Below are 22,136 nucleotides of genomic sequence, written 5' to 3'. Positions count from 1 at the left end.
ATGCAGGATGAATTCAACGACCCGCTTTGGCGCCAGATCCTGTCTGGCGCACAGATGCTCTTCGTAGCATTTGGCGCGCTGGTGTTGATGCCGCTGATCACAGGTCTTGATCCAAACGTCGCACTGTTCACCGCAGGCCTGGGCACGTTGTTGTTCCAGGTGGTGACAGGACGGCAGGTGCCGGTGTTCCTGGCATCGAGCTTTGCGTTCATCACCCCGATCATTCTCGCCAAGGGCCAGTTCGGCCTCGCGGCGACCATGGGCGGGGTGATGGCGGCGGGTTTCGTCTATACCTTCCTGGGCCTTGCCGTGAAGGTCAAAGGCACCGGTTTCATCGACCGACTGCTGCCGCCGGTAGTGATCGGCCCGGTGATCATTTCCATCGGCCTGGCCATGGCGCCGATTGCCGCCAATATGGCCATGGGCAAGTCCGGCGACGGCGCCGAGTTGATCCACTACCAGACGGCCATGCTGATCTCGATGCCCGCACTGCTGACCACCTTGATCGTGGCGGTGTTCGGCAAGGGCATTTTCCGCCTGGTGCCGATCATCTCCGGCGTGCTGGTGGGTTTTGCCATGTCGTTCTACTTCGGCGTGGTCGACACGGCGAAGATCGCCGCCGCACCGTGGTTCGCCCTGCCCCACTTCACCGCGCCGGAGTTCAACTGGCAGGCGATCCTGTTTATCGTCCCGGTGGCCCTGGCCCCTGCGATCGAACATATCGGTGGCGTGATTGCGGTAGGCAGCGTGACCGGTCGCGACTACCTGAAGAAGCCCGGCCTGCACCGCACCTTGCTGGGTGACGGGATTGCCACGACAGCCGCCGGCCTGTTTGGCGGCCCGCCCAATACCACCTACGCCGAAGTGACGGGCGCGGTGATGCTGACCAAGAACTACAACCCGAAAATCATGACCTGGGCTGCGGTGTTCGCAATCAGCCTGGCGTTCATCGGCAAGTTCGGCGCGCTGCTGCAAAGCATCCCGGTGCCGGTGATGGGCGGGATTCTGTGCCTGCTGTTCGGCTCGATTGCGGCGGTGGGGATGAATACGCTGATCCGCCACAGGATCGACCTGGGTGAGGCGCGCAATCTGGTGATTGTGTCGGTGACCCTGGTGTTCGGGATTGGCGGTGTACTGGTAGGCACCGGCACCGGCCCGGACGATTTCGGCCTCAAGGGCATCGCCCTGTGTGCGGTGGTGGCGATTGGTTTGAACCTGCTGCTGCCGGGCAACGACGGCTGGAAGAACAAGAAGCCTGACGAGCCGCTGCTCTAACTAACACCCTGGAACCCAATGTGGGAGGGGGCTTGCCCCCGATGGCAGTGTGGCAGTCAATACATCTGTTGACTGACACTCCGCCATCGGGGGCAAGCCCCCTCCCACATTGTATTGCGGCGTCTGTCAGAGCTCGCCCAGGCCATCAACCAGCGCCTGGTTCTGCTCCGGCGTGCCGATGCTGATCCGCAGGAACTGGGCAATCCGCTCCTGCTTGAAGTGCCGCACGATCACGCCTTGTTCACGCAACTTGGCCGCCAGGCCAGCAGCGTCATGTCGTGGGTGACGAGCGAAGATAAAGTTAGCGGCGGACGGCAGCACTTCGAAGCCTTTATCTTCCAGTTGTGCCACCACTTTGTTGCGGCTGTCGATCACCCATTGGCATGTCTTCTCGAAGTACTCACGGTCCTCGAACGCCGCCGCCGCGCCTACAATCGCCAACCGATCCAGCGGATAAGAGTTGAAGCTGTTCTTGACCCGCTCAAGCGCCTCGATGAGGTCCGGGTGACCCACGGCCAGGCCCACCCGCAAACCGGCCAGTGAGCGCGATTTGGACAGGGTCTGTGTTACCAGCAGGTTGGGGTAACGGTCCACCAGGCTGATAGCCGTCTCGCCGCCGAAGTCGATATAGGCTTCATCGACCACCACCACCGAGTCCGGGCTGGCCTTGAGGATCTGCTCCACGGCGTCCAGCGCCAGCACGCAGCCGGTCGGCGCGTTCGGGTTGGGGAAAATGATCCCGCCGTTGGGCCGCGCATAGTCGGCCGCGCGAATCTGGAACTGCTCATCCAATGGCACCGCGTCGAACGTGATGCCATACAGGCCGCAATACACCGGATAGAAGCTGTAGCTGATATCCGGGAACAGCAGCGGCAGCTCGTGCTGGAACAAGCCATGAAAGATGTGCGCCAGGACTTCGTCGGAACCGTTGCCGAGGAACACCTTGCCCGCATCGATCCCGTAATGGCTGGCTACGGCCTGCTTGAGCAGGTCGCTGTTAGGGTCCGGGTACAGACGCAAGTTGTCGTTCAACTCGGCCTGCATCGCCGCCAGTGCCTTGGGCGATGGGCCGTAGGGGTTTTCGTTGGTGTTGAGCTTGACCAGCTTGGTCAGCTTCGGCTGTTCGCCGGGCACGTAAGGCACGAGATCCTTGACGAAAGGGCTCCAGAATTTACTCATGCCTCATTTCCCCTCTTCAAGAATGCGGTATTCAGCGCTGCGCGCGTGGGCGCTCAGTGACTCGCCACGGGCCAGCACCGACGCGGTCTTGCCCAATTCGGACGCGCCCTGGGGCGAACAGAAGATGATCGACGACCGCTTCTGGAAGTCATACACCCCCAGCGGCGACGAAAAGCGCGCGGTGCCGGAGGTCGGCAATACGTGGTTCGGGCCTGCGCAGTAGTCGCCCAGGGCTTCACTGGTGTGGCGCCCCATGAAGATCGCCCCGGCGTGACGAATCAACGGCAGCCAGGCTTGTGGGTCTGCGACGGACAGCTCAAGGTGTTCCGGCGCGATACGGTTGGCCACGTCGATGGCTTGCTCCATGTCGCTCACCAGAATCAGTGCGCCACGCCCGTTGATCGATTTTTCGATGATCTCGGCGCGCTCCATGGTCGGTAACAGCTTGTCGATGCTGGCGGCAACCTGGTCGAGGAAGTCGGCGTCCGGGCTGACCAGGATCGCCTGGGCGTCTTCGTCGTGCTCGGCCTGGGAGAACAGGTCCATGGCGATCCAGTCCGGGTCGGTCTGGCCGTCACACACCACGAGGATTTCCGAAGGCCCGGCGATCATGTCGATACCGACCTGGCCGAACACATGGCGCTTGGCGGTGGCGACGTAGATATTGCCCGGCCCCACCACCTTGTCGACCTTTGGCACGCTTTCAGTGCCATAGGCCAGGGCAGCCACTGCCTGGGCGCCGCCGATGGTGAACACCCGGTCGACACCGGCGATGCAGGCGGCGGCCAATACCAGTTCGTTGAGTTCGCCACGCGGGGTCGGCACCACCATGACCACTTCGGTCACGCCCGCCACTTTGGCCGGGATCGCGTTCATCAACACCGACGACGGGTACGAGGCTTTGCCGCCCGGCACATACAGGCCGGCGCGGTCCAGCGGCGTGACCTTCTGACCCAGCACGGTGCCGTCGGCCTCGGTGTAGCTCCAGGAATCCTGCTTCTGTTTTTCGTGATAGCTGCGCACCCGCGCCGCCGCCACTTCCAGCGCTTCACGCTGGGGCGCGGTGATACGCGTCAGCGCCAGTTCCAGGCGTTCACGGGGCAGGATCAAGTCAGCCATGGACTTGACGTCCAGGCCGTCAAACTGACGGGTGAAATCCACCAGTGCCGCATCGCCGCGCTCGCGCACGGCTTTGATGATGTCGAGCACCCGCTGGTTGACCGAGTCGTCGGACACGCTTTCCCAGCTCAGCAGATGATCCAGATGATGGGCGAAATCCGGGTCGGCAGCGTTGAGTCGGGCAATTGCAGTGGACGTGGTCATAGCGAGGGCCTCAATGGATTGGCAAAAAACTCAGGCGCCCTAAACTACCGTTCGCTCCGCTTGGGCACCTGAGAATTCTGGCTATGAGGCGGATAGACGGGCGCAGCTTTTCAGCTACGCAGGTGGGTCAACCGCGGTGTCGAGACTCCACTGCCTTGCGCAGGGTGTCGATCAACGCCTGGATACGGGCGTGCTGCATCTTCATCGATGCTTTGTTGACGATCAGGCGCGAACTGATGTCGGCAATGAAATCCTGGGGTTCGAGACCGTTGGCACGCAGGGTGTTGCCGGTGTCGACCACGTCGATGATCTTGTCGGCCAGGCCGATCAGCGGCGCCAGCTCCATCGAGCCGTAGAGCTTGATGATATCGACTTGACGACCTTGTTCGGCGTAGTAGCGTTTGGCGACATTGACGAACTTGGTCGCCACTCGCAAGCGGCCCTTGGGTTCGACATCGCCGACACGGCCGGCGGTCATCAGCTTGCACAGCGCGATACGCAGGTCCAATGGCTCGTAGAGGCCCTGGCCACCGTATTCCATCAGCACGTCCTTGCCGGCGACACCCAGGTCGGCGGCGCCATGTTCAACATAGGTCGGCACGTCGGTAGCCCGCACGATCAGCAGGCGCACATCGTCCTGGGTCGTGGGGATGATCAGCTTGCGGCTCTTGTCCGGATTCTCGGTCGGCACGATGCCCGCTTCAGCCAGCAGCGGCAACGTGTCGTCAAGGATGCGGCCCTTGGACAGTGCGATGGTCAACATGGGAAATGTCAGTCCTTCATCAGGCTATTGCTGTCCGGTCGCAAACGGCGCCAGACACAGATCGAGGCCGTTACAGCCTCGATTTGAAACAAACCAGTGTGTGTAGGAGCGAGCTTGCTCGCGAAGAACGTCAACGATAACGCGTTCACTCAGAGTCAACGCGGTGTACATGAGTTTTTCGCGAGCAAGCTCGCTCCTACAATGCAGCGGGGACTAGCCCGGTACGCGGCGGATTTTAGCGCCGAGCATCTGCAGTTTTTCTTCGATGCACTCGTAGCCGCGGTCTATGTGGTAGATGCGATCGATCAGGGTGTCGCCGTCAGCGCACAGTGCCGAAATCACCAGGCTGGCCGAGGCACGCAGGTCGGTGGCCATCACTGGCGCGCCCTTGAGCTTGTCGATGCCGGTGACGATGGCGGTGTTGCCCTCGACCTGGATCTTGGCGCCCATGCGGTGCAGTTCGTACACATGCATGAAGCGGTTTTCGAAGATGGTCTCGATCACGGCACCGGTGCCTTCAGCGATCGCGTTCAAGGAAATGAACTGCGCCTGCATGTCGGTCGGGAATGCCGGGTAAGGGGCTGTACGCACATTGACGGCTTTTGGCCGCTTGCCGTGCATGTTCAGCTCGATCCAGTCTTCACCGGTGGTGATTTCAGCGCCGGCTTCCTTGAGTTTTTCCAGGACGGCTTCAAGGATGGTCGGATCGGTGTCCTTGACCTTCACGCGGCCACCGGTGACGGCAGCGGCAACCAGGTACGTGCCGGTCTCGATGCGGTCGGGCATGACTTTGTAGGTGGCGGTGTGCAGACGCTCTACACCGTCAATAGTGATGGTGTCGGTGCCAGCGCCGGAAACCTTCGCGCCCATGGCGTTGAGGAAGTTGGCCAGGTCGACCACTTCCGGCTCGCGCGCGGCGTTTTGCAGGACGCTGCGGCCATTGGCCAGGGCAGCGGCCATCATGATGTTCTCGGTACCGGTCACGCTGACGGTATCAAAGAAGAAGTTCGCGCCACGCAGGCCGCCTTCCGGCGCCTTGGCCTTGATGTAGCCGCCTTCGACGTCGATGATCGCGCCCATGGCTTCCAGGCCACGGATGTGCAGGTCAACCGGACGCGAGCCAATGGCGCAACCGCCAGGCAGGGCCACTTCGGCTTCACCGAAACGAGCGACCATCGGGCCGAGTACCAGAATCGACGCACGCATGGTTTTCACCAGCTCGTACGGGGCGATCAGGGTCTTGATGGTGCGAGGGTCGATTTCGACGGACAATTTCTCGTCGATCACAGGCTCGATGCCCATGCGGCCGAACAGCTCGATCATGGTGGTGATGTCGTGCAGGTGCGGCAGGTTGGCCACAGTCACAGGGCCGTCGCACAGCAGGGTCGCCGCCAGGATCGGCAAGGCGGAGTTTTTTGCCCCGGAAATGCGGATCTCGCCATCGAGGCGGGCACCGCCGGTAATAATCAATTTATCCATAAGAATCTCGACGCCTTGGGGGCTCAGGTGCGCTCGGCCCAGGCCGCGCGGCTGAAAAATTTCATAGTGACCGCATGGATGCTGCCATCGGTGATCCATGGGTTCAAATGGGCATAGATCTGCTGCTGACGCTTGACCGGGCTCAATGCCGCCAGTTCATCGCTAATCACGTTCAGCTGGAAATTGCAGCCTTCGCCTTCAACTTCAACAGTCGTTTCCGGCAGCTTTCCTTCAAGGAAGCTCTTAACTTCTAGGGCCTGCATGCTCAACCTCTATCGGCGCCCAGTGCGCACGGGTCGCACATCATACAAAAAAGCCCCGCGCCTGCGAACCCCGCATAGCAGGACTCTGACGGGGGGCTTTGCGATAAATGTGTATTAAGGGTGTGCCAGCAGTTCGGTCAGACCGGAAACCTCGGCAATCTCGCGCATGTCTTCAGGCAACGCACGGATACTGAGTGGCTTTTTTGCCGCTTCGGCATCACGCATAAAGCACAGCAGCAACGACAGACCGACGCTGCTGGACTTGGTCACCGCCGAGCAATCGACCACCAGCGCGGGCGCGCTGCTGGCGTTGATCAGAGCCTGGCCCTGCTTGCGCAGGTCAGGCCCGGTGCGGTAATCGAGCACGCCGCTGAGCAACAGCTCGCCGGCGTTGCCGATACGAACAGCCGACTCGGTCATTGCGCTGGCTTCCCGGCTTCCTTATCGGAAGTTTCCTTGGCCTTGGCGACTTCACCGGCCCAACCATCGATGGTCTTGTCCAGGTTGTTGCCGTTGCGCTGCATCGCGTCGGCGAACTGATCACGGAACAGTTTGCCGATATTGATGCCGTTGATGATCACGTTGCGCAGTTTCCACTCGCCGTTGACCTTCTCCAGCGTGTACTGCACAGGGTACACGGCGCCATTGTTGCCCTTGACGCTCATGTTGACGCTGGTGCGGTCACCCGACTCATCACCGGCCGGAGCCACGGTAATGCCCTGGTTGTTGTATTCAAGCAAGGCATTGCCATAGAACTGGAACAGCCCGCGCTTGAAGTTTTCCTGGAAACGCTGCATCTGCGCAGGCGTGGCCTTGCGCGAATACTTGACGGTCATGATGCTGCGAGAGATGCCTTCGGCATCCACCACCGGACCGACAATGCTGTTGAGCGCGTTGTAGAACAGGCTCGGGTCCTGCTTGTACTTTTCCTTGTTGGCCGACAGGTCAGCCAGCATTTTGTTGGTGGTGTCCTGCACCAGTTCGTGGGCAGAACCGGCTGCGTTGGCCATCAACGGCAGCGCTGCAAGCAGCACCAGAAGGCCGCGTCGCAAGGTAGAGATCATGAACAGATTCCTCATTTGGCGTCTTTATTGACGGTGTTGAGCAGGAATTTACCGATCAAGTCTTCAAGTACCAACGACGACTGTGTGTCGTGGATTGTCGAACCATCCTTGAGCAGGGCTGTTTCCCCGCCAACGCTGAGACCGATGTACTTCTCGCCCAGCAGACCTGCAGTGAGGATGGATGCGGTGGAGTCCGTCGGCAGATTATCGACCTTCTTGTCCACTTGCATCGTCACTCGCCCGGTGAAGCTGTCGCGATCCAGATCGATTGCCGTGACCTTGCCGACGGTTACGCCAGCCATGGTCACTTTAGCTCTGACCGTCAAACCGGCGATATTATCGAAGTACGCATAAAGTTTATAAGTGTCGGCGGTGGGGCTGGCCGACAGGCCACTGACCCGCAGGGCCAGCAACAGTAAAGCCAGGATGCCAGCCAGCAAGAAAAGGCCGACACCGATTTCCACAGTGCGGTTTTGCATCAGAAATCTCCAAACATCAAGGCAGTCAAAATGAAGTCAAGGCCCAGTACCGCCAGCGAGGCGTACACAACGGTCTTGGTGGTGGCGCGACTGATCCCTTCTGAAGTGGGTTCACAGTCATAGCCTTGGAATACGGCGATCCAGGTCACTACAAAGGCGAAGACGATGCTCTTTATGATGCCGTTGAGCACGTCGCCCGTGAAGGTCACACTGTTTTGCATGTTGGCCCAGTAGGAACCGTCATAGACGCCCAACCAGTCCACCGCCACCCACGAACCGCCCCAGATCCCGACCACGCTGAAGATCATCGCCAGCAGCGGCAGGGAAATGAAGCCGGCCCACAGGCGCGGGGCAACAATGTACTTGAGCGGGTCCACGCCGATCATTTCCAGGCTGGACAGCTGCTCGGTGGACTTCATGTTGCCGATTTCGGCGGTCAGCGCCGAACCGGCACGCCCGGCGAACAACAACGCGGTGACCACCGGCCCCAGTTCACGCAACAGGGTCAGGGCGACCATCTGCCCTACCGCCTGCTCGGAACCGTAGCTGGACAGAATGTTGAAGCCTTGCAGCGCCAGCACCATGCCGATGAACACCCCGGAGACCACGATGATCACCAGGGACATCACACCAACCGCATGCAGTTGCTTGAGCAGCAAGCCGAAGCCGCCACCGATGCCGCCGCGGCCGAGCAAGGCGTGGAACAGGAAAATAGTCGAACGCCCGAGGACTTCGACGATGTCGATGCCCGAGCGACCGAAAAGGCGGACCTTCTCGATAATAGATGTTTTGCGCATCAGCGCTTCCCCAGAAGATCTGCGCGGTAGTCCGCTGCCGGAAAGTGAAAAGGCACCGGGCCATCGGGATCGCCGGTCATGAATTGGCGAATGCGCGGGTTATCGGCGTTCATCAGTTCTTCCGGCGTGCCCTGCCCCAGCACCTGGCCATCCCCCACGACATAGAGGTAGTCGGCGATGCTCGCGGTTTCGGCCAGGTCGTGGGACACCACGATGCTGGTGATGCCCAGTGCGTCGTTGAGCAGGCGGATCAGGCGCACCAGCACGCCCATGGCGATCGGGTCCTGGCCCACGAAAGGCTCGTCATACATGAGGATCTGCGGGTCCAGTGCGATGGCGCGCGCCAGGGCGACGCGGCGCTTCATGCCGCCGGACAATTCGTCAGGCATCAGGTCGATAGCCCCGCGAAGCCCTACGGCCTGCAGTTTGAGCAGCACAATGTCACGAATCATCTCATCGGACAGCTGGGTATGCACCCGCAGCGGGAACGCCACGTTTTCGAACACATCGAGGTCGGTGAACAGCGCGCCGCTCTGGAACAGAACCCCCATGTGCTTGCGCGCATCGAACAGATCGCTGCGCGACAATGTCGGCAGGTTCTGGCCGTTGACCCATACTTCGCCGGCACTGGGGCGCAATTGCATGCCCATCAGGCGCAGCAAGGTGGTCTTGCCGCAACCGGAAGGCCCCATGATGCCCGTGACTTTTCCGCGAGGAATGCGAATATCGACGTTATTGAAGATGCTGCGCGTACCGCGCTTGAAGGAAAGGCCCTTCAGCTCGACCGCGTAGGCGTTATCGGCACTCATCTAATCTCCTTGGGATGCAGCCTTTCACTCAGACACCATGTATGCGACTTTCGTTTACCGCGGATGCGCAAATGTTTGCGCCATGGGTTGGGCGGACCGAACTGGCCGCGAACTATATCACTGCTGGTACAGCGCCCCCAAGGCCGGAACAGTGCTTGTTCAGATTCAGGACAGCGAAAAAAACGCAGCGGGTTGTGATATTGCGACGAATCCGCAAGACCTTCGGAATAAAGCCTGACGAACTTGCGTGAGGGAATTGATCATTACCGCTATAATCGCCGACTTTTCGTCAGGCTATACGATTTCAGACATGAGCCAATCCAGCGACCTTATTCAGTCCGCACAACGCACCATCCGCCTCGAGCTGGAAGCCGTAGAAGGTTTGCTGGCCCATATCGACGCAGATTTCGTACGCGCCTGCGAGATGATTCTGGCCAGCAAGGGCCGCGTTGTCGTGGTTGGCATGGGCAAATCCGGCCACATCGGCAACAAGATCGCCGCCACCCTGGCAAGCACCGGGACCACCGCTTTTTTCGTGCATCCGGCCGAAGCCAGCCACGGCGACATGGGCATGATCACCAAGGATGATGTGATTCTGGCGCTGTCCAATTCCGGCACCACCAACGAAATCGTGACCCTGTTGCCGTTGATCAAGCGCCTGGGCATCCAGATGATCAGCCTCACCGGCAACCCGGAATCGACCCTGGCCAAGGCCGCCGACGTCAACCTCAACGTGCACGTGGCCCACGAGGCCTGCCCCTTGAACCTGGCACCGACTTCCTCCACCACCGCCGCACTGGTCATGGGCGATGCCCTGGCGGTGGCGCTGCTGGAGGCCCGTGGGTTTACCGCAGAAGACTTCGCATTTTCCCATCCAGGCGGTGCCCTCGGCCGTCGCTTGCTGCTGAAAGTTGAAAATGTCATGCATTCGGGCGCAGAACTTCCAAGCGTTCCACGCGGTACCCTGCTCAGGGACGCGCTGATGGAAATGACCCGCAAGGGCCTGGGCATGACGGCAATCCTGGAGATCGACGGACGCCTGGCCGGGATATTCACCGACGGTGATCTGCGCCGCACCCTGGACCGCACCATTGATATTCACACCGCGACCATCGACGCGGTGATGACACCTCACGGCAAGACCGCCCGCGCTGAAATGCTCGCGGCTGAAGCGCTGAAAATCATGGAAGACCATCGGATCGGTGCGTTGATCGTCGTCGATAACGATGATCGTCCGATCGGAGCCCTTAACCTTGGCGACTTGCTGCGCGCAGGAGTGATGTAAATGACCAGCGATCTGTTGCAACGCGGTAAAAACATCAAGCTGGCGATTTTCGACGTTGACGGCGTGCTGACCGACGGCCGCCTGTATTTCCTCGAAGACGGCAGCGAATTCAAGACATTCAATACGCTCGACGGCCAGGGCATCAAGATGTTGATGGCCGCAGGCGTGCAGACCGCGATTATCAGTGGTCGAAAGACACCCGTTGTGGAACGCCGCGCACAAAACCTGGGGATTGCTCACCTGTATCAGGGCCGCGAGGATAAACTGGTGGTGCTGGACGAGCTTCTTGGCCAACTCAACCTAAGCTATGAACAGGTCGCCTATCTGGGTGACGACCTGCCCGACCTGCCGGTGATCCGCCGTGTAGGCCTGGGCATGGCCGTCGCCAATGCCGCAGCGTTTGTGCGTGAACATGCCCATGGCATTACCACGGCCCGTGGCGGCGAGGGTGCCGCCCGCGAGTTCTGCGAATTGATCCTGCGTGCCCAGGGCAGTCTTGAAGCGGCCCACGCCGCCTACCTATAGAGCCTTATATGCTGAGCAAAAAGATTCGCAACTTCCTGTTATTCGGGGTCATCGCCGCGCTGTTCCTCGCGGTGGGCTACTGGAATATCAGCCCGGAGCGCTTTCTCGACAAACCTGTCGTGCAGGTTGATGAAAGCATCATCGATAACTTCGCCACCAACACCCACACCGTGCAGTTCCTGCCCGATGGCAAGGTGCAGTACGTGCTGGCCTCCGACAAGGTCGAGCGCTTGAAGGCCTCGGAAGTCAGCCTGCTGACCAATCCGGACCTGAACCTCTACCGTGGCACCGAACTGCCGTGGCATGTCACCAGCCTGCGTGGCGAGGTCAATCCGGACGGCACCCAGATCGAACTGATCGACTCGGTGCGCGTCGCACGTACAGACGCGCAGAAGCGTGACACCATCATTACCAGCAGTCGCATGACGGTATTCCCACAACAGCAATATGCGCAGACCGAGCAAGACGTTAGAATCGACGGCGCTGGCGGTGTATCGACTGGCAAGGGAATGAAAGCGTATTTGAAAGAAAGCAGGATACACCTGCTATCGAACGTAAGAGGACAGTATGAGGCTCGTTAAAACCCTCCCTATTTTGCTCGGTCTGGGCGCAGCACTGGGAAGCGTGAGCGCCTGGGCTCTGCCGAACGATAGCCAGCAACCGATCCACATCTCGGCTGACGATGCGCAGCTGGATGACAAACAAGGCGTCGCGACCTACACCGGTGGCGTCATCATCACCCAGGGCTCGATGAAGATCACCGGCAACACGGTGACCCTGACCCGCACCCAGGCCGGCGATATCGATGTCGTGACCTCGGTGGGCAACCTGGCTTACTTCGAACAGAAGCAAAAGGCAGAAGACCCAGGCCCGATGAAAGGCTATGGCAAGACCATTCAATACCATGCCCAGCAAAATCGCATCGTATTGATTGACCAGGCCAAGGTACTCAGCGCCGACGGTAACTCTACCGAAGGCGAGAAAATCGTCTACAACACCAAGACCCAGGTCGCCCAGGCCGGTCGCGCCAACGGCAACAAGGTCACCGCGCCGCGCCCACGTATCGACATGGTCATCCAGCCGAAGAAGAAGGCCGAGTAATGGCAACCCTGAAAGCCCAGCATCTGGCCAAGGCCTATAAAAGCCGCCAGGTGGTACGCGATGTGAGCCTGTCTATCGACAGCGGCCAGATCGTCGGCTTGCTCGGCCCCAACGGCGCCGGCAAGACCACCTGCTTCTATATGATCGTCGGGCTGGTCCAGGCGGACCAGGGACGCGTATTGATCGACGACCTGGACGTCAGCCACCAGCCCATGCACGGCCGTGCGCGCGCAGGTATCGGCTATCTTCCGCAGGAGGCGTCGATCTTCCGCAAACTGTCGGTAGCCGACAACATCATGGCGATCCTCGAGACCCGCAAGGAACTCGACCGCGACGGCCGCCGCAAGGAGCTGGAAAGCCTGCTGCAGGAATTCCACATCAACCACATTCGCGACAACCTCGGCATGAGCCTGTCCGGTGGTGAGCGTCGTCGTGTGGAGATCGCCCGCGCCCTGGCCACCGCGCCGAAATTCATCCTGTTGGACGAACCGTTTGCCGGTGTCGATCCGATCTCGGTGGGCGATATCAAGCAGATCATCCATCACCTGAAGGCCAAGGGCATTGGTGTGTTGATCACCGACCACAACGTGCGTGAAACCCTGGATATCTGCGAAACCGCTTACATCGTCAACGATGGGCAACTGATCGCCGAAGGTGATTCCGCGACGATCCTGGCCAACGAACTGGTGAAAGAAGTTTATCTGGGTCACGAGTTCCGCCTGTAGACACGGTGATATCGGGCCATTGGTGAGAGTGCGAGCGAGTCAATGAAAACCTCGGTTTTTTTATTGTTACCGCGCTCTAGGCAAAGGCCCTGATTTCAGGCATATAATTTGCTTATGTTTGGCGCTCGCGCGCCCTGTCGTGGATGGCGCATTGCGCCGGCGAATAAGGTGTTAAGCCCCTGCCATGAAACCATCGCTAGTCCTGAGAATGGGCCAGCAGCTGACGATGACACCGCAGCTGCAACAGGCCATCCGCCTGCTCCAATTGTCGACCCTGGACCTGCAACAGGAAATCCAGGAGGCCCTGGAGTCCAATCCGATGCTCGAACGCCAGGAAGAAGGCGACGACTTCGACAACACAGACCCTTTGGCCGACAACATCGAGCAAAAGCCCAATCCCGACGTACAGGAACCGTCCTATCAGGAAACCGCCCCGACGGTGGACAACCTCGAGGACGGCGAATGGAACGAACGCATTCCCAACGAGCTTCCCGTGGATACCGCCTGGGAAGACGTCTACCAGACCAGCGCCAGCAGCCTGCCCAGCAATGATGATGACGAATGGGACTTCACCACCCGTACGTCCGTCGGCGAGAGCCTGCAGAGTCACCTGCTGTGGCAACTGAACCTGGCGCCGATGTCCGACACCGATCGACTGATCGCCGTCACCCTGATCGATTGCATCAATAACCAGGGTTACCTGGACGAGACGCTGGAAGAAATTCTTGAGGCGTTCGACCCGGAGCTGGATATCGAGCTGGACGAGATCGAAGCCGTCCTGCACCGCATCCAGCAATTCGAGCCCGCCGGGATTGGCGCCCGTACGCTCAGCGAGTGCCTGTTGCTGCAACTGCGCCAACTGCCGGCCAAGACACCCTGGCTCGCTGAAGCCAAGCGCCTGGTCAGCGATTACATCGACCTGCTGGGCAGCCGCGATTACAGCCAGCTGATGCGTCGCATGAAGCTCAAGGAAGACGAACTGCGCCAGGTCATCGAACTGGTCCAGAGCCTCAACCCTCGCCCGGGCTCGCAGATCGAGTCCAGCGAAGCCGAGTATGTCGTGCCTGATGTGATCGTGCGCAAGGACAACGAGCGCTGGCTGGTGGAATTGAACCAGGAGTCGGTGCCACGCCTGCGGGTAAACCCGCAATACGCCGGTTTCGTGCGCCGCGCCGATACCAGCGCCGACAACACCTTCATGCGCAACCAGTTGCAGGAAGCGCGCTGGTTCATCAAGAGCCTGCAAAGCCGCAACGAAACCCTGATGAAAGTCGCCACCCAGATCGTCGAGCACCAGCGCGGCTTTCTGGAATATGGTGACGAAGCCATGAAACCGCTGGTACTGCATGACATCGCCGAGGCGGTCGGCATGCACGAATCGACGATTTCGCGGGTGACCACGCAAAAATTCATGCATACCCCACGGGGTATTTATGAGCTGAAATACTTTTTCTCCAGCCACGTAAGCACCTCCGAAGGCGGCGAATGCTCGTCCACGGCGATCCGCGCGATCATCAAAAAACTGGTTGCCGCGGAAAATCAGAAAAAGCCGTTGAGTGACAGCAAGATCGCTGGTTTACTGGAGGCACAAGGCATTCAGGTCGCCCGTCGAACCGTCGCCAAGTATCGCGAGTCCCTTGGGATCGCGCCTTCCAGCGAGCGTAAGCGTTTGATGTGACGGGCGGGGCACAGCGTTCCAGTGGCGGGTATTCCTACCCGCCGCTTTATGCACTGGCAACGAAGGAGAAGCTGTATGCAAGTCAACATCAGTGGACACCATGTAGAAGTCACCCCTCCAATGCGCGAATACGTCGAACAGAAGCTGAAGAAGCTTGAAGGACATTTCGACAAGATCACCAACGTGCAGGTCATCATGAAGGTCGATAAGCTTCAGCAGAAAATCGAAGCGACCCTGCAGATACCCGGTGGCGAAGTGGTTGCTAATGCCGAGCATGAAGACATGTATGCATCGATCGACTTGCTCACCGACAAGCTTGACCGCCAACTCAAAAAGCATAAGGAAAAGAATCTGCACCTGATGCAAGGTACAGGTCGTTAACCCTCCCCCATGATCCAACTTCAAACTATCCTGACCCCCGGCCGTTCCCTCGTGAACGTGCCGGGCGGCAGCAAGAAGAAAGCCCTCGAACAAATTGCCAACCTGATCAGCAGCCAAGTGCCTGAACTGGAAATGCAAGATGTCTTCGAGGCGTTGATCGCCCGTGAAAAACTCGGCTCGACCGGTTTTGGCAACGGCATCGCCATCCCCCACTGCCGCCTCAAAGGCTGCGAAACACCGGTCAGTGCTTTGCTGCACCTGGATCACCCTATCGATTTCGATGCCATCGACGGCGCCCCGGTCGACCTGCTGTTCGTTCTGCTGGTCCCACAAGCAGCCACCGATGCACACCTGGAACTGCTCCGGCAGATTGCTAGCATGCTCGACCGCAAGGAAGTGCGCGATAAATTGCGCAGCGCCAGCAGTAACGAAGCGCTGTATCAGGTCGTTCTGGATGAGCAAAACGGGCAGTAATCATGCGTTTGATCATCGTCAGCGGCCGTTCCGGCTCGGGTAAGAGCACTGCTCTTAACGTTCTTGAAGACAGCGGCTTCTATTGCATCGACAACCTGCCCGCCGGCTTGCTGCCGGAATTGGCGGAACGCGCCCTGATCCACACCGAACTGGCGCAACCGTTGGTCGCCGTGTCGATCGACGCCCGCAATCTACCCAGCCACCTCTCACGGTTTCCCGAACTGCTCGAGGAGGTGCGCGCCAAACATATTCATTGCGACGTGCTGTACCTGGACGCCGACGAAGAAACCCTGCTCAAGCGGTTCTCCGAAACCCGTCGCCGCCACCCGCTCAGCAGCGCCAACCGTTCCCTGGCCGAAGCCATCGAGGACGAGACCAAACTGCTGGGGCCGATCATCGATCTGGCCGACCTCAAGATCAACACCACCAACCTGAACCTGTACCAACTGCGCGATGCGATCAAGCTGCGATTGCTGAACCAGCCGGAGCCTGGCACGGCGTTTCTGGTCGAGTCGTTTGGCTTCAAGCGCGGCATGCCGGTGGATGCCGACCTGGTGTTCGACGTGCGCTGCCTGCCCAACCCGTATTGGAAACCGGAGTTGCGCGATCAGTCCGGGCTTGACCAGCCCGTGATCGACTACCTGGCGGCACAACCGGATGTGGAAGAGATGTTCCAGGATATCTCCACCTACCTGCTCAAATGGCTGCCGCGCTTTGCTGCAAGCAACCGCGCCTATGTCACCATTGCCATCGGCTGCACCGGCGGCCACCACCGCTCTGTCTACCTGACGGAGCGACTGGGCCAGGTGCTGCAACAAACCCTCAAGAACGTCCAGGTTCGCCACCGCGACCTTAGCTGAAAGGAACACCATAGCGATGCCGGCTCGGGAAATTGAAATCATCAACAAGCTGGGCTTGCATGCCCGCGCATCAGCCAAGTTTGTCGGTGTCGCCGGGCAGTTCCCCTGCCAGATCCGCGCCGGGCGTACCCCTGACTCGATGGTCGACGGCAAGAGCATCATGGCGATGATGATGCTCGCCGCAGGCAAGGGCACTAAAATCCATCTGAAAACCGAGGGTGAACAAGAGCAGGAAGCGATGGACGCGTTAGTCGCGTTGATCAACAACTACTTCGACGAGGGTGAATAACGCCTTCCTCTTGCAGGAGCGAACGGGCTCGCTCCTGCTATCCCAGTGCCGTATCCATCACCATCATCAAGCAAAACCCGATGCACAATCCCAGGCTGGCGAGTTTGTCGTGACCGTTGCGGCGCGACTCAGGGATCACCTCATGGGTCACCACCAGCAGCATCGCACCCGCAGCCAGTGCCAACCCCAAGGGCAACAGCACTTCGGCAAGGCTCACCAACCACGCGCATAACACTGCAAAGACCGGCTCGACCAAACCCGAGGCAGCGCCAATCAGAAACGCCTTGATCCTCGACATCCCCGCCCCAGCCAATACCAGCGCAATCACCAGGCCTTCCGGTACGTCCTGCAGGGCAATGCCCATGGCGAGACTGTCGGCATCCGCCATGCCGCCGCCGGCAGAAACACCCACGGCCATGCCTTCCGGGATGTTGTGGGCAATGATCGCGAACACAAAAAGCCAGATACGCGGCGGGATAACCGGCTTATCCGGCGTGCCCACCAGCACTTCCGGGCTGGCGCCTGAAACCTGGCGGTCCACGAGATACAACCCGAATGCACCGAGCATGATGCCGAAGCTGATCAAACCACCCGCGCCCCAGGGTGTGAGCCCCAGCTTTTCTGCGGCAGCGATACCCGGCACCACCAGCGAAAAGGCGGTCGCCGCCAACATGACCCCCGCGCCAAAACCCAGCAGGGTATCGCTCAACGCCGCCGGCATACGGCGAATCACCAGCACGGGCACCGCGCCCAGCGCAGTACCGAGGGCACAGATCGCCCCGCCCTGCAGCGCTCGCAAGATGCGCGGTTCCAGGTCGAGCCAGGCCAGGCCATGAGCCACCAGTAATGCCGTACCGGCTAACAGAAGCAGGGAGCCAAGCGCATAGCGAAATAATCGCACGCTGCTAATCGCCAGTGTTTCAGTGCCCATGGTCGGCCTTAGGTCGTGTGTTGGAGTGAGTGTCAGGCCAATGCAGCCTGGTAGCGTATGGCAACCTCGGGCCAGTTGATGACGCTATAGAATGCATTGATGTACTCCGGTCGTCGGTTTTGATACAGCAGGTAGTAGGCATGCTCCCAGACGTCCAGGCCGAGAATCGGCGTATTGCCGCTCATCAACGGGCTGTCCTGGTTACCGCTGCTTTCCACCACCAAGGTCTTTTGCGGGGTCACACTCAACCAGGCCCAGCCGCTGCCGAAGCGGGTCAACGCCGCCTTGGTAAACGCTTGCTTGAAGCTGTCGAAGCCCCCCAACTGCTCGTCGATGGCCCGGCCCAGAACACCTTCGGGTTTTCCACCACCTGTAGGCGACATGACCGCCCAGAACAGCGAGTGGTTGGCATGGCCGCCTCCTTGGTTGACCACGGCAGCGCGTAATTTCTCCGGCAAGTTTTCAACGCTGGAAACCAGCTTCTCCACCGGCCAGCCCGCGAACTCAGTGCCCTCGACCGCAGCATTGAGATTATTGATATAAGTCTGGTGGTGCTTGGTGTAGTGAATCTCCATGGTTTGCGCATCGATATGGGGCTCGAGCGCGTCAAAGGCGTAAGGCAACGGCGGCAGGGTGTAGGTCATATCAATGTGCTCCATATTGAGAAGGGGTCGGTTGCGTCGCAGCACTGCCCAGCAAGCGATGGGTGCGCGGGTATTCGCCGTGATCGCTGATGAAATTCAACAGTTCGACATAGGTTTTGCTGCTCTGGCGCAACGCTGCCTCACGCAACGGCGGACTGAGCCGTGGGTCCTGCATGGTCTGCAGCAGCCGCTGGTGAATGGCGCAGAGGTATTCCGCGCTTTCCTCAGGCTGGTTGAGACGCAGGTGCAGGTCGGCCAGGTTGTGATGGGAGATGACGCAAGCCGCCACGGCTTCGTCGGCATCCGCCCAGCGCTCAAACAACACTTGGGCCAGGGCCAGGGCTTGCAGGTAGGCCTCGCGGGCGTCAACCAGCTCGCCTGCCATAAAGCAGCGATTGGCCCGTTCGATCGTGCGTTTCCAGTGCTCCATGGTGAACCTCCAAAGCGGGGTCGATGATCACACGCCGCCAGCCGTGAGCTTTTCCGGGTCCAGCAGGACTTCCAGTTGGCTGCGAGGCAAGTCGGTGTGTTCGAGGGCGACATCGATGACCGGACGGCCCTGCTGATAAGCCTGTTTGGCGATTTCGGCGGCCTTTTGGTAACCAATGATCGGATTGAGGGCGGTGACCAGAATCGGGTTGCGCGACAACGCCTGCTTGAGCTTCGCTTCGTTGACCTTGAAGCTGGCGATGGCCTTGTCCGCCAGCAAACGGCTGGCGTTGGCCAGCAGCTCCAGGCTGCTGAGCAGATTCTGGGCGATGATCGGCAGCATGACGTTCAGTTCGAAGTTGCCCGATTGGCCGGCCACGGTAATCACCGTATCGTTGCCGATGACTTGCGCGGCCACCATGGCCGTGGCCTCGGGAATTACCGGGTTGACCTTGCCCGGCATGATCGAAGAACCCGGTTGCAGCCCTTCCAGCTCGATTTCACCCAGGCCGGCCAACGGACCGGAGTTCATCCAGCGCAGGTCATTGGCGATTTTCATCAGCGACACCGCAGTGGCTTTCAGCTGGCCGGAGACGGCGACGGCGGTATCCTGGGAGCCAATCAACGCAAACAGGTTCTTGCCCGGCGTGAACTTCACCTTGGTCAGGTGGCTCAGGTGCCCGCTGAAGCGTGCGGCAAACTCAGGATGGGCGTTGATGCCGGTGCCCACCGCCGTGCCACCCTGGGCCAACGCCTGCAGTGCCGGCAACAGATCCTGCAAGTGGCCGATATTGGCCTTGAGTTGCTGCGCCCAGCCATTGAGCACCTGGCTCATGCGCACCGGCATGGCATCCATCAAGTGGGTACGCCCGGTCTTGATGAACGGGTGGACCGCTTCGGCTTTTTGCTCGATCACCTGCACCAGGTGCAACAAGGCTGGCAGTGTCTGCTCGTGCAGCACCAGCGCGGCGCTGACATGAATAGTGGTAGGAATGATGTCGTTGCTGCTTTGCCCGCAGTTGACGTGGTCGTTGGGGTTTACCACCTCGCCCAGCAACCGACTGGCCAGGGTTGCAATCACCTCGTTGGCGTTCATGTTGGAACTGGTACCGGAGCCGGTCTGGAAAATATCCACCGGGAAGTGCTGCATGTAGTCGCCTTCCAACAAGCCCTGGGCGGCATCGACAATGGCCTTGCCCTGCCCTTCACTGATTTGCTTGAGGTCGACGTTGGCCCTGGCTGCGGCGGCTTTGGCCAGAATCAGCGCGCGAACGAATGGCGCCGGCATGCGCTGATGGCTGATCGGAAAGTTGTTCACCGCGCGCTGGGTTTGTGCACCGTACAAGGCCTCGGCGGGGACTTGCAGTTCGCCCATGCTGTCGCGTTCGATACGGGTGTTACTCATCATTTGATCCTTGCACCAGGTCGGAGAAAGAGAGGGATGGCAGCAATTGGCAGGTCGCCAATTGCCAGGCAAAGGCCTGCCAGCGTTTGAGCCGGCAGGCGCAGTGGGAGAGTTTTTCCAGATCGCGCAGCGGGCGCCAGGCCTGGTCCAGACACAGGGCACGCCAATGCCACGGCAGCGCGATATCGTTGGCGGTGTCGATGAGCAGGCGAAATGAGGTTTCGGCGATTGTCCACGGGTGAGTCGCGGTGCAACACGCCAGGTAACGCCCCTCATTGAGGTAATGTTCGATCAGGCGAGGTTCATTGGGGTCGAGCCCGCAGCGGATCTGACGACTCATCCACCGCCAACTTTCCAGGTACGGGTCCTCATGCAAGACAGAACTCATGATCCACACTCATCCAGTAATGATATTCATTATTAAATGATATTGAGAATCAAAACAAGAACAGCAGATCGATCCTGTCTCACACCGCCACAAAAAAAGGCGCGCCATCATCACTATGGCGCGCCTTTTGGTGGAACGTCGCAGGTCAGCTGCCGGCGACAGTCATCCGTTCAATCAACACGGAGCCGGTGCGGATATTACTGCGCAGTTCAAGATCGTTACCCACGGCAACGATCTGCTTGAACATATCGCGCATGTTGCCGGCGATGGTCACTTCCTGGACGGCGAACTGAATCTCGCCGTTTTCCACCCAGAATCCCGCCGCGCCGCGGGAATAGTCCCCCGTCACCATGTTCAGGCCGTGGCCCATCAATTCGGTGACCAGCAGGCCGCGCCCCATGCGTCGCAACAGCGCCGCCTGGTCTTCATCGCCGTGGGTCACGAACAGGTTATGAACGCCGCCGGAGTTGGCGGTGCTGGGCAGGCCAAGCTTGCGCCCCGCGTAGGTGCCCAATACATAAGACACCAACTCGCCTTTCTCGACGAACGGCTTGGCGTAAGTGGCCAGGCCATCGCCGTCGAACGAGGCGCTGCCCATGGCGCGCATGAGGTGCGGACGCTCATCGATGGTCAGCCATTCAGGGAACAGCTGCTGACCGATCGCGCCTTCCAGGAAGGACGATTTGCGATAGAGGTTGCCACCGGAAATCGCCCCGAGGAAACTGCTGAACAAACCACCGGCCAGTTCGGCGGAAAACAGCACCGGCACTTCGCAAGTAGGTACCGGGCGCGCGCCCAGACGACTGGCTGCACGCTGCGCGGCGCGCTGGCCGATGCTTACCGGGTCTGCCAGCAACTCACCCTGACGATTCACGTCGTACCAGTAATCACGCTGCATCTGGCCGTTGGCTTCAGCGATCATCACGCAGCTCAGGCTGTGACGGGTGGACGCATAGCCCCCGATAAAACCATGGCTGTTGCCGTAGACACGGCAACCCTGATGGGTACTCAGCGTAGTGCCATCGGCGTTCTTGATGCGAGCGTCGGCGTCGAACGCTGCCGCTTCGCAGGTCAGCGCCTGTTCGATGGCTTGCTCAGGCGTGATGTCCCAGGCGTGAAACAGATCGAAATCCTGCAGATCCTTGGCCATCAGCGCCTTATCGGCCAAGCCTGAGCTTTCATCCTCAGAAGTGTGTTTGGCGATGGCCAAAGCAGCGGCGACGGTCTCGCGAATCGCCTCCGGGCCACTGGCCGACGTACTGGCCGAACCTTTGCGCTGGCCCACGTACAAGGTAATGCCGAACCCCTGGTCGCGGTTGAATTCGACGGTCTCCACTTCCCGCTGACGCACCGACGTCGACAGCCCCTGTTCCAGCGACACCGCTACTTCACAGGCGCTGGCCCCCTGGCGCTTGGCCTCGGCAAGGATCTGCTCGACTTGTTCCTGCAGTGCCGGTAACGCTTGCGGACCGACGCTTTGGGCTGCACTCATGGTTTTCTCCACTCAAATTCTGCTCTCGGTTAAGGCCATCGAGCGACCGGGCCGGACAAGCGGCCCCCGACTGGTTATCATGGCGGCGTTTCTTTGCG

27 protein-coding genes are annotated in these 22,136 nt (G+C 59.9%); 11 read left to right on the top strand and 16 right to left on the bottom strand.

Annotation, left to right across the window (positions count from 1 at the left end):
- Positions 1-1,275 carry a uracil-xanthine permease family protein gene (locus BFQ04_RS15860; RefSeq protein ID WP_065885798.1) on the top strand — a complete coding sequence of 425 codons (1,275 nt, stop codon included), beginning with the start codon at positions 1-3 and terminating at the stop codon, positions 1,273-1,275.
- A 126-nt stretch (positions 1,276-1,401) separates the two neighbouring features.
- Here BFQ04_RS15860 and hisC read toward each other — a convergent pair whose 3' ends face one another.
- From hisC to BFQ04_RS15810, 10 genes are all read right to left on the bottom strand, one after another.
- On the bottom strand, positions 1,402-2,454 hold the full coding sequence (hisC, locus tag BFQ04_RS15855; protein ID WP_065951623.1) for a histidinol-phosphate transaminase: 1,053 nt from the start codon (positions 2,452-2,454) through the stop codon (positions 1,402-1,404).
- A 3-nt stretch (positions 2,455-2,457) separates the two neighbouring features.
- A complete protein-coding gene (gene hisD, locus BFQ04_RS15850; RefSeq protein ID WP_065951622.1) occupies positions 2,458-3,777 on the bottom strand; it encodes a histidinol dehydrogenase in 1,320 nt (439 codons plus the stop codon).
- A gap of 127 nt (positions 3,778-3,904) precedes the next feature.
- Positions 3,905-4,540, bottom strand: a complete 636-nt coding sequence (gene hisG, locus BFQ04_RS15845) for an ATP phosphoribosyltransferase (protein ID WP_003188599.1) — start codon at positions 4,538-4,540, stop codon at positions 3,905-3,907.
- A gap of 213 nt (positions 4,541-4,753) precedes the next feature.
- Complete coding sequence (gene murA, locus BFQ04_RS15840; RefSeq protein WP_065951621.1) at positions 4,754-6,019, bottom strand: UDP-N-acetylglucosamine 1-carboxyvinyltransferase; 1,266 nt, start codon at positions 6,017-6,019, stop codon at positions 4,754-4,756.
- A 23-nt stretch (positions 6,020-6,042) separates the two neighbouring features.
- A complete protein-coding gene (locus tag BFQ04_RS15835; RefSeq protein ID WP_003188597.1) occupies positions 6,043-6,282 on the bottom strand; it encodes a BolA family protein in 240 nt (79 codons plus the stop codon).
- 114 nt (positions 6,283-6,396) lie between these two features.
- Positions 6,397-6,702: an STAS domain-containing protein gene (locus tag BFQ04_RS15830; protein WP_065951620.1), complete on the bottom strand. Its 306-nt coding sequence runs from the start codon at positions 6,700-6,702 to the stop codon at positions 6,397-6,399.
- On the bottom strand, positions 6,699-7,346 hold the full coding sequence (locus BFQ04_RS15825; RefSeq protein ID WP_065885793.1) for an MlaC/ttg2D family ABC transporter substrate-binding protein: 648 nt from the start codon (positions 7,344-7,346) through the stop codon (positions 6,699-6,701). The genes BFQ04_RS15830 and BFQ04_RS15825 overlap by 4 nt, the downstream gene beginning before the upstream one ends.
- 11 nt (positions 7,347-7,357) lie before the next feature.
- Positions 7,358-7,825: an outer membrane lipid asymmetry maintenance protein MlaD gene (gene mlaD, locus BFQ04_RS15820; RefSeq protein ID WP_065885792.1), complete on the bottom strand. Its 468-nt coding sequence runs from the start codon at positions 7,823-7,825 to the stop codon at positions 7,358-7,360.
- On the bottom strand, positions 7,825-8,622 hold the full coding sequence (gene mlaE, locus BFQ04_RS15815) for a lipid asymmetry maintenance ABC transporter permease subunit MlaE (RefSeq protein ID WP_057724578.1): 798 nt from the start codon (positions 8,620-8,622) through the stop codon (positions 7,825-7,827). The genes mlaD and mlaE overlap by 1 nt, the downstream gene beginning before the upstream one ends.
- Positions 8,622-9,431: an ATP-binding cassette domain-containing protein gene (locus tag BFQ04_RS15810; RefSeq protein WP_057724577.1), complete on the bottom strand. Its 810-nt coding sequence runs from the start codon at positions 9,429-9,431 to the stop codon at positions 8,622-8,624. The genes mlaE and BFQ04_RS15810 overlap by 1 nt, the downstream gene beginning before the upstream one ends.
- Before the next feature lie 310 nt (positions 9,432-9,741).
- Here BFQ04_RS15810 and BFQ04_RS15805 point away from each other — a divergent pair, with 310 nt between their 5' ends.
- The 10 genes from BFQ04_RS15805 to BFQ04_RS15760 all read left to right on the top strand — a co-directional run bounded on the left by BFQ04_RS15805 (position 9,742) and on the right by BFQ04_RS15760 (position 16,749).
- Positions 9,742-10,716: a KpsF/GutQ family sugar-phosphate isomerase gene (locus BFQ04_RS15805; RefSeq protein WP_065951619.1), complete on the top strand. Its 975-nt coding sequence runs from the start codon at positions 9,742-9,744 to the stop codon at positions 10,714-10,716.
- Positions 10,717-11,241 carry a KdsC family phosphatase gene (locus BFQ04_RS15800; RefSeq protein ID WP_005784847.1) on the top strand — a complete coding sequence of 175 codons (525 nt, stop codon included), beginning with the start codon at positions 10,717-10,719 and terminating at the stop codon, positions 11,239-11,241.
- An 8-nt stretch (positions 11,242-11,249) separates the two neighbouring features.
- A complete protein-coding gene (lptC, locus tag BFQ04_RS15795; RefSeq protein ID WP_065885790.1) occupies positions 11,250-11,822 on the top strand; it encodes an LPS export ABC transporter periplasmic protein LptC in 573 nt (190 codons plus the stop codon).
- Positions 11,809-12,342: a lipopolysaccharide transport periplasmic protein LptA gene (gene lptA, locus BFQ04_RS15790; protein WP_057701587.1), complete on the top strand. Its 534-nt coding sequence runs from the start codon at positions 11,809-11,811 to the stop codon at positions 12,340-12,342. Before lptC ends, lptA begins: the two co-directional genes overlap by 14 nt.
- Positions 12,342-13,067 carry an LPS export ABC transporter ATP-binding protein gene (lptB, locus tag BFQ04_RS15785; RefSeq protein ID WP_003171806.1) on the top strand — a complete coding sequence of 242 codons (726 nt, stop codon included), beginning with the start codon at positions 12,342-12,344 and terminating at the stop codon, positions 13,065-13,067. Before lptA ends, lptB begins: the two co-directional genes overlap by 1 nt.
- 184 nt (positions 13,068-13,251) lie before the next feature.
- Positions 13,252-14,745 carry an RNA polymerase factor sigma-54 gene (locus tag BFQ04_RS15780; RefSeq protein ID WP_057724573.1) on the top strand — a complete coding sequence of 498 codons (1,494 nt, stop codon included), beginning with the start codon at positions 13,252-13,254 and terminating at the stop codon, positions 14,743-14,745.
- A gap of 75 nt (positions 14,746-14,820) precedes the next feature.
- The gene (hpf, locus tag BFQ04_RS15775) at positions 14,821-15,126 is read left to right on the top strand and encodes a ribosome hibernation-promoting factor, HPF/YfiA family (RefSeq protein WP_057724572.1); all 306 of its coding nucleotides are present in this window, start codon (positions 14,821-14,823) and stop codon (positions 15,124-15,126) included.
- A 9-nt stretch (positions 15,127-15,135) separates the two neighbouring features.
- Positions 15,136-15,600 carry a PTS IIA-like nitrogen regulatory protein PtsN gene (gene ptsN, locus BFQ04_RS15770; protein WP_057724571.1) on the top strand — a complete coding sequence of 155 codons (465 nt, stop codon included), beginning with the start codon at positions 15,136-15,138 and terminating at the stop codon, positions 15,598-15,600.
- A gap of 2 nt (positions 15,601-15,602) precedes the next feature.
- Positions 15,603-16,460: an RNase adapter RapZ gene (rapZ, locus tag BFQ04_RS15765; protein ID WP_065951618.1), complete on the top strand. Its 858-nt coding sequence runs from the start codon at positions 15,603-15,605 to the stop codon at positions 16,458-16,460.
- 16 nt (positions 16,461-16,476) lie between these two features.
- Complete coding sequence (locus BFQ04_RS15760) at positions 16,477-16,749, top strand: HPr family phosphocarrier protein (protein ID WP_065951617.1); 273 nt, start codon at positions 16,477-16,479, stop codon at positions 16,747-16,749.
- Positions 16,750-16,786: 37 nt separating this feature from the next.
- Here the strand turns inward: BFQ04_RS15760 and BFQ04_RS15755 are convergent, their stop codons facing one another.
- From BFQ04_RS15755 to pmbA, 6 genes are all read right to left on the bottom strand, one after another.
- Positions 16,787-17,680 carry a ZIP family metal transporter gene (locus BFQ04_RS15755; RefSeq protein ID WP_065951616.1) on the bottom strand — a complete coding sequence of 298 codons (894 nt, stop codon included), beginning with the start codon at positions 17,678-17,680 and terminating at the stop codon, positions 16,787-16,789.
- Positions 17,681-17,712: 32 nt separating this feature from the next.
- A complete protein-coding gene (locus tag BFQ04_RS15750) occupies positions 17,713-18,324 on the bottom strand; it encodes a superoxide dismutase (protein WP_065951615.1) in 612 nt (203 codons plus the stop codon).
- Between the two features lies 1 nt (position 18,325).
- On the bottom strand, positions 18,326-18,754 hold the full coding sequence (locus BFQ04_RS15745) for a hypothetical protein (RefSeq protein ID WP_065951614.1): 429 nt from the start codon (positions 18,752-18,754) through the stop codon (positions 18,326-18,328).
- Positions 18,755-18,781: 27 nt separating this feature from the next.
- Positions 18,782-20,158, bottom strand: coding sequence for a class II fumarate hydratase (locus BFQ04_RS15740; RefSeq protein ID WP_065951613.1), 1,377 nt, complete (start codon positions 20,156-20,158; stop codon positions 18,782-18,784).
- A complete protein-coding gene (locus tag BFQ04_RS15735) occupies positions 20,151-20,546 on the bottom strand; it encodes a FagA protein (protein WP_065951612.1) in 396 nt (131 codons plus the stop codon). The genes BFQ04_RS15740 and BFQ04_RS15735 overlap by 8 nt, the downstream gene beginning before the upstream one ends.
- Before the next feature lie 145 nt (positions 20,547-20,691).
- The gene (pmbA, locus tag BFQ04_RS15730) at positions 20,692-22,038 is read right to left on the bottom strand and encodes a metalloprotease PmbA (RefSeq protein ID WP_065951611.1); all 1,347 of its coding nucleotides are present in this window, start codon (positions 22,036-22,038) and stop codon (positions 20,692-20,694) included.
- Positions 22,039-22,136: the final 98 nt, after the last annotated feature.

Origin of the sequence: Pseudomonas sp. 37 R 15, assembly GCF_900004865.1 — a bacterium.
Lineage (GTDB): Bacteria > Pseudomonadota > Gammaproteobacteria > Pseudomonadales > Pseudomonadaceae > Aquipseudomonas > Aquipseudomonas fluorescens_AM.
The sequence above is the reverse complement of the archived record's forward strand: the minus strand, read 5'-3'. Positions and strand labels throughout refer to the sequence as shown.

Bases quoted from the DNA above. Each gene is read 5' to 3' on its own strand.
- BFQ04_RS15750 (WP_065951615.1), bottom strand. From the start codon at position 18,324: ATGACCTACACCCTGCCGCCGTTGCCTTACGCCTTTGACGCGCTCGAG.
- BFQ04_RS15805 (WP_065951619.1), top strand. From the start codon at position 9,742: ATGAGCCAATCCAGCGACCTTATTCAGTCCGCACAACGCACCATCCGC.
- lptC (WP_065885790.1), top strand. From the start codon at position 11,250: ATGCTGAGCAAAAAGATTCGCAACTTCCTGTTATTCGGGGTCATCGCC.
- pmbA (WP_065951611.1), bottom strand. From the start codon at position 22,038: ATGAGTGCAGCCCAAAGCGTCGGTCCGCAAGCGTTACCGGCACTGCAG.
- hpf (WP_057724572.1), top strand. From the start codon at position 14,821: ATGCAAGTCAACATCAGTGGACACCATGTAGAAGTCACCCCTCCAATG.
- ptsN (WP_057724571.1), top strand. From the start codon at position 15,136: ATGATCCAACTTCAAACTATCCTGACCCCCGGCCGTTCCCTCGTGAAC.
- BFQ04_RS15800 (WP_005784847.1), top strand. From the start codon at position 10,717: ATGACCAGCGATCTGTTGCAACGCGGTAAAAACATCAAGCTGGCGATT.
- murA (WP_065951621.1), bottom strand. From the start codon at position 6,019: ATGGATAAATTGATTATTACCGGCGGTGCCCGCCTCGATGGCGAGATC.
- BFQ04_RS15825 (WP_065885793.1), bottom strand. From the start codon at position 7,346: ATGATCTCTACCTTGCGACGCGGCCTTCTGGTGCTGCTTGCAGCGCTG.
- BFQ04_RS15830 (WP_065951620.1), bottom strand. From the start codon at position 6,702: ATGACCGAGTCGGCTGTTCGTATCGGCAACGCCGGCGAGCTGTTGCTC.
- mlaD (WP_065885792.1), bottom strand. From the start codon at position 7,825: ATGCAAAACCGCACTGTGGAAATCGGTGTCGGCCTTTTCTTGCTGGCT.
- rapZ (WP_065951618.1), top strand. From the start codon at position 15,603: ATGCGTTTGATCATCGTCAGCGGCCGTTCCGGCTCGGGTAAGAGCACT.
- mlaE (WP_057724578.1), bottom strand. From the start codon at position 8,622: ATGCGCAAAACATCTATTATCGAGAAGGTCCGCCTTTTCGGTCGCTCG.
- hisG (WP_003188599.1), bottom strand. From the start codon at position 4,540: ATGTTGACCATCGCACTGTCCAAGGGCCGCATCCTTGACGACACGTTG.
- hisC (WP_065951623.1), bottom strand. From the start codon at position 2,454: ATGAGTAAATTCTGGAGCCCTTTCGTCAAGGATCTCGTGCCTTACGTG.
- BFQ04_RS15760 (WP_065951617.1), top strand. From the start codon at position 16,477: ATGCCGGCTCGGGAAATTGAAATCATCAACAAGCTGGGCTTGCATGCC.
- BFQ04_RS15810 (WP_057724577.1), bottom strand. From the start codon at position 9,431: ATGAGTGCCGATAACGCCTACGCGGTCGAGCTGAAGGGCCTTTCCTTC.
- lptB (WP_003171806.1), top strand. From the start codon at position 12,342: ATGGCAACCCTGAAAGCCCAGCATCTGGCCAAGGCCTATAAAAGCCGC.
- BFQ04_RS15860 (WP_065885798.1), top strand. From the start codon at position 1: ATGCAGGATGAATTCAACGACCCGCTTTGGCGCCAGATCCTGTCTGGC.
- hisD (WP_065951622.1), bottom strand. From the start codon at position 3,777: ATGACCACGTCCACTGCAATTGCCCGACTCAACGCTGCCGACCCGGAT.
- BFQ04_RS15755 (WP_065951616.1), bottom strand. From the start codon at position 17,680: ATGGGCACTGAAACACTGGCGATTAGCAGCGTGCGATTATTTCGCTAT.
- BFQ04_RS15740 (WP_065951613.1), bottom strand. From the start codon at position 20,158: ATGAGTAACACCCGTATCGAACGCGACAGCATGGGCGAACTGCAAGTC.
- BFQ04_RS15745 (WP_065951614.1), bottom strand. From the start codon at position 18,754: ATGGAGCACTGGAAACGCACGATCGAACGGGCCAATCGCTGCTTTATG.
- BFQ04_RS15735 (WP_065951612.1), bottom strand. From the start codon at position 20,546: ATGAGTTCTGTCTTGCATGAGGACCCGTACCTGGAAAGTTGGCGGTGG.
- lptA (WP_057701587.1), top strand. From the start codon at position 11,809: ATGAGGCTCGTTAAAACCCTCCCTATTTTGCTCGGTCTGGGCGCAGCA.
- BFQ04_RS15835 (WP_003188597.1), bottom strand. From the start codon at position 6,282: ATGCAGGCCCTAGAAGTTAAGAGCTTCCTTGAAGGAAAGCTGCCGGAA.
- BFQ04_RS15780 (WP_057724573.1), top strand. From the start codon at position 13,252: ATGAAACCATCGCTAGTCCTGAGAATGGGCCAGCAGCTGACGATGACA.